The sequence below is a fragment of the Paenibacillus sp. 01L418 genome (assembly GCF_056400045.1).
The window spans coordinates 1-5384 of sequence record NZ_JBFTSN010000425.1; the positions used below are offsets into that span (position 1 = coordinate 1).

Genomic DNA, 5384 nt, shown 5'->3' on the forward strand with positions numbered 1-5384 from the left:
ATTAATGAGTACCTATTCGTTCGGAGCCTGGAAATGGTCAATACGATTATTCCGCAAATGATATTCGGCTTTTTTAATTTAGCGGCGGTTTTTGTTCTCAAAAGTATTTTCAACAGTAGATACGCCGACTTAAAGACTGAGGCCGAGCTATCGGGAAAAGGGGAACTGCATACGTTTTTCACTCTGTTTATCCCAAAAATATGGAAGCCACTGCTTGCGCTTGGCGTGCTCCATTTCGTCGTATTATGGAACTCATACTTACCAGCGTTAATTTATATTTCTAATATGGAGCTGCAAACACCGATAATGAAATTAGTACAGTTAGCAAGCTCAGGAGGAGAAATGGACAGTACATTAATGCTGCAGCTTGGAGCATTGACAAGCCTGCCGTCAGTTATGTTATTTCTTATATTCCGGAGATGGTTGACTTCCGAGATATTTATCGGTCAGATCAGAAAGCTTTAACATTATATTTGGAGGGAGCTTGGCTAAGGCTAACTTCCTTTTTTTGATTTCAATGAGGATTCACCATATATTAGAGTAACTTAATAGTTAACTATATAATAGGTTTATCACGGGTTTTCAAAGTAATAGTTGACAAACAAGTTAATGAAGACGTATTCTTGTTACGAAATGGTCGTTATTTCAGTTTATTATTAACTTATTAATTAATCTTATGAACGTCATCAAAATATCAATGGAGAGGCAGTGTGATTAATAATGTCTTTAAATACGGTACATGCATCACAAGTGAACATCCCTCGAGCTGAGTATCCTCGGCCAGATTGGCAGCGCTCGGAATGGTTGAATTTGAATGGAGCATGGTCCTTTGAATTTGACCATGAGAATCGTGGCATCGGTGCAGATTGGCATAAATCGAAAGGTCAATCCTTAAAGTCGGAAATCACTGTTCCTTTCTCCTGGTCAAGCCCGTTGTCGGGAATCGGAAGCAATGATAAAGGCATCGCTTGGTATGATAAGGAAGTAGATTTTGCACCAGAGCTAGCTGATGCGCGAGTAATCCTTCGCTTTGGAGCAGTCGATTTTCAGTCCGACGTATGGGTAAATGGGATCTCCATTGGTTCGCATGAAGGCGGATATGGCCATTTCGAATTTGATGTAACAGACGTTTGGTCAATCGACAGCACAAACTCGATTACGGTTCGTGTTGAAGATTTTGATCATTCATTCCAAGGCCGTGGCAAGCAAGGTTATGGAGAAATTCGCGGCATTTGGCAGCCCGTATGGCTGGAGGCTCGTCCTCAAAACTATGTACAGGATTCGAAGTTTAATACAAAATTGGACGGTACTATACAAGTTACGACTAGAGTGATAGCAAGCCGCGCAGGTCATGCTCAGCTTTCCTTCTTGTTTGCAGAGGGTGCTGTATCACATCAATTCGAAGCAGAGCTGACAGAAGGAGCCAATACGATCAGCACTTCATTTGTAGTGGCAGATCCTAAGCTGTGGAGTCCAGAATCTCCTTTCTTATATGAAGGCGAAGTKTCCTTATCCAGCAATGGTCAGTCGGATGTTATAAGCACTTATTTTGGTATTCGTGAAATTTCGACTGCACTTGTAGGTGATCGGAATTATCGCTGGATTATGTTGAATGGCAAGCCTGTTTATTTGAATGGAACGTTGGATCAATCCTTCCATCCAACCGGATTTTTCACGTACCCGTCCGATCAAGAAATGCATGATGAAATTTTCCTTTTAAAACGTTTGGGCTTGAACTTTGTTCGGATTCACATTAAGCCGGAAGAGCCGCGCAAGCTTTACTGGGCCGACAAACTTGGAATCCTCGTGATGGAGGATATGCCATGCTTCTGGGGGGACCCGGATGAGCAGGCACGGCTTGCTTACGAGAGTGAAGCGCGTGAAATTATTGATCGTGACTACAATCACCCGTCGATTTTCTCTTGGGTCATGTTTAATGAGACATGGGGCTTGAAAACGGAAAGTGAATCCGCGTCACTAACAACAGATGCATCACATCCGCAAAATTATTTGCCGCAAACGCAGGAGTGGGTTCGTTCCATCTATCGTTGGGCCAAACAGGTTGATCCAACCCGTATAGTTGAAGATAATTCACCATGTAACTATGATCATGTGGAGTCTGATATTAACACTTGGCATTTCTACATTAATGGCTACAATGAGCTACGAAACCATGTAACAGAGGTCGTTGATAAAACGTTCGTAGGTTCTACCTTTAACTATACTGCGGGCAATGTACAATCAGATGCACCATTAATGAACAGCGAATGCGGCAATGTGTGGGGGATCGAAGGCGGAGCAGGAGATAGCGACTTAGCCTGGCATTACCGCTATATGATGAATGAATTCCGCCGTCATGATAAAATGTGCGGTTTCGTATTTACAGAATTCCGCGATGTTGTAAATGAGTTTAACGGTTATTACCGTTTGGACGGCACCGACAAGCATTTTGGCTACGAGTGGTTCGTTCMCGGCATGACGATCGCAGATTTGCACTCGCCAGATTTTATCGTTATTGATGCACCTCCTTGTCAAACGCTGGATACAGGCTCGCAGGTTACATTGGAGCTTTTGCGTTCCAGCTTCTCGGACCGTTATCATGGTCAAGCGCTTCAACTGGCGTGGGAGCTGTCGTATGATCATTTTGGTGTACGTACTGTCGCACAATCAGGACACGAAATCATTGACTGGAACGGATTCGGCGTGAGTGCATTGCAGCCGCTTTCCTTGAAAATGCCTCAGCAGGATGCGGTTGCGGTAATTGCAGTACGTCTCTTGTCTTCCGAAGGCAAAACGATTACACGCAACTTCGTTACTTTCGACGTTCGCAGCGGTCAAACCAATGGGAAATACGAGGTTGACGGCCAAACGATAAGCGTGCCGGTTGCAAGCTTCACCGATAGCGAGTGGCCGCATAGCTGGAATTCGTTGCAGAATCAGAAAGTGAATGGCGGAATTGCAGGACAATTTACGTATGATGTACAACTGCCATCCATTACGGAGCAAACGATGATTTATGATATTGAACTGTTTTTTGAAGCGGGCTCCAAGCGTCTGCTAAAACGTGATCTTGAGGAAAGCATTCAGAAAAAGCTGGACATTTCCTTTATGCATGGTGCGCTGTCAGATCCTGAGTACAATATAAACTCGTATTTTATGACGGATTCGGATCGCCATGAAGCTAAGCTAAATGTTCTCATTGATGGACAGCTAGTTGATACGATTGTGTTGACAGATGATCCAGCGGATAGCCGTGGCGTTCTGTCTTGGCACTATCAAGCGGTTTCTAACAAGCTGGAGGATGCAGGCTCATACGGCTATCTCTGCAAGGTCATGTTGCCTAGTGCGCTGACTGCTAAGCTGAACCAAAACCGCAGCTTTAAGCTTCAGCTCGAAGCTGAACAAGGCGGTTTGACGCTTTACGGACGCAATGCTGGTCGTTATCCGATCGATATTATCGTTCACCATAGAGGTTAATTCATGAAGTGTAATCCGTTATTTGCTACTCCGTCCATGATGATTTATGATTAGAAAAGTTACGAATTTGTTAACGGATCTGTTGAAAATAATCGAATGGGATCTTGTAAAATAGAGGGAGTAGACAAAGAGGGGGTACATATAGATGAACGTTCCTGCAGGTGTATGGATTTTTTCGGGTATTATCGTTGTATTGCTCACATGGCTGACACTTTGGGTTACAAAAAAAGCCTATTCGAAAAAATGGGATGAATCAGATCATTAGTTGTAATGATAAACTAAACTTTAGATAAGAAGAGATAGAAAGAGAGACTCTTTAGCTAAGCGGCTGAAGAGTCTTTTTTGTGTAAGTAGTGTACTCTGTTAAACTAACAAAGTAAGATTTAAAGGCCATATTATGGATGAGCAAGAAACTTGACACGACACCTTTTGGTGTCCTATAATCAATATGACTCCAAAAGGTGTCTTAATAAGCTGTTATGTCGTTTAATCGGCAACATTACAGTAAATAATAATGAAAAGGTGGGGGTGGTTTTGAACGATAAAGGTCAGATGAGGGATGTTTACGACGCTGTTGCCGATCCAACAAGGCGAAAACTAATTCAATTGTTGGCAGAAGTTGAAGACTTGCCCCTACATGAGATAACGGTTCATTTTCAAATGGGTCGGACAGCGGTTTCCAAGCATTTGGCAATCCTGAAAGATGCTGATCTTGTCATTGCTCAAAAGGTTGGCAGAGAAACGAGATATCGGTTGAATGCTAATCCGTTGAAAGAAATAAAAGATTGGGTATCTTTTTATGAAGGTTTCTGGAATGAAAGAATAGATAAATTAAAACTTATATTGGAGGAAAAGAAATGAAACCAGATGTATCATTAGATTATCAATTTACAAGCTCGATCGACCAAGTGTGGAATGCTTTAACGGATTCAGATACGCTTGCGAAATGGATTTGGAATAATGATTTTGAACCGGTTGTTGGACATAAATTTCAGTTCAAAACGGAGCCTTCCGAATGGTGGAACGGCATTGTAGATTGTGAAGTGCTTATAGTGGACGAGCCTCATACATTATCTTACACTTGGATAAGTGCCGGAGAAAATACGACAATTACATGGACTTTGAAAGAGGGTTCAGATGGAACGGTTCATCTACACCTCGATCAAACTGGATTTAGTGAAGAAACAAAATCCCGTCCGGGAGCAATTGAGGGAGCTAAATCTGCTTGGACTTACAAGGGCAATCAGCTTGGAAAAGTGTTAGCCGAACTGTAATATGATTTTTCAACTTTCATGATGCTAGTTTTTCAGCACAAAACTTAATTCATCAATACAAATAAATCATTTTTTAAAATAGGGCGCAATTCCGCAGTAAGAATTGTGCTCTTTCTTTTTGATAAGATGCCTATTGAAATCATTTTAAATGAGCAAACATAGCAGGTTGGCTGTAGAAGCTTGCTTTTATCATATACAGAGACAAATTTTTAGAGATTGGAGAGGAGATCACAATGAAAATAAAGCAATTGATTGCGAACAATATTAACAAATTAGATGAAGTACTGCCAGTAGATAAATCGTTAGGCATAGCTGGTTTATCTGGATCTGGAAAAACAACTTTTTCTCAAACCATTGGTGAAGAATCGAAGAAACGTCTTGTTTCCTTATTGCCAAAGGCGGAGTATCAGTATCTATTTCCTACTATTATGGAAACCAATTTCAGTGCCATTAAGATGGAGGAAATGCCGCTTGTCCTTTTTCTAGGTCGATCATCCATTTCTTCAAATCCTCGTTCAACTATTGGTACGCATACTGGCGTTTTTACTGAAATTCGAGTTGCGCTTGCTGAAAAGTATAATCTTTCTCCAGAAGTTTTTTCATTTAATAATGAATTAGGCTGGTGTCCAGACT

Annotated in this window: 5 protein-coding genes; all 5 read left to right on the forward strand. The window is 41.6% G+C overall.

Features of this window, described 5'->3' with window-relative positions:
* On the forward strand, positions 1–465 hold a 465-nt coding region (locus tag AC1DSE_RS29425), incomplete at its 5' end, for an ABC transporter permease family protein (RefSeq protein WP_477528641.1).
* Positions 466–720: 255 nt separating this feature from the next.
* Positions 721–3477 (forward strand): glycoside hydrolase family 2 protein, encoded by a 2757-nt coding sequence (locus tag AC1DSE_RS29430; RefSeq protein WP_477528642.1) that lies wholly within the window; start codon positions 721–723, stop codon positions 3475–3477.
* Positions 3478–4029: 552 nt separating this feature from the next.
* Positions 4030–4338, forward strand: coding sequence for an ArsR/SmtB family transcription factor (locus AC1DSE_RS29435; RefSeq protein WP_372238995.1), 309 nt, complete (start codon positions 4030–4032; stop codon positions 4336–4338).
* Positions 4335–4751 carry an SRPBCC family protein gene (locus AC1DSE_RS29440; RefSeq protein WP_477512148.1) on the forward strand — a complete coding sequence of 139 codons (417 nt, stop codon included), beginning with the start codon at positions 4335–4337 and terminating at the stop codon, positions 4749–4751. Before AC1DSE_RS29435 ends, AC1DSE_RS29440 begins: the two co-directional genes overlap by 4 nt.
* Before the next feature lie 233 nt (positions 4752–4984).
* The coding region (locus AC1DSE_RS29445) for a P-loop NTPase family protein (protein ID WP_477528643.1) at positions 4985–5384 on the forward strand (400 nt) is incomplete at its 3' end.

Coding starts and splice junctions, on each gene's coding strand:
- AC1DSE_RS29440 (WP_477512148.1), top strand. CDS start 4,335: ATGAAACCAGATGTATCATTAGATTATCAATTTACAAGCTCGATCGAC.
- AC1DSE_RS29435 (WP_372238995.1), top strand. CDS start 4,030: ATGAGGGATGTTTACGACGCTGTTGCCGATCCAACAAGGCGAAAACTA.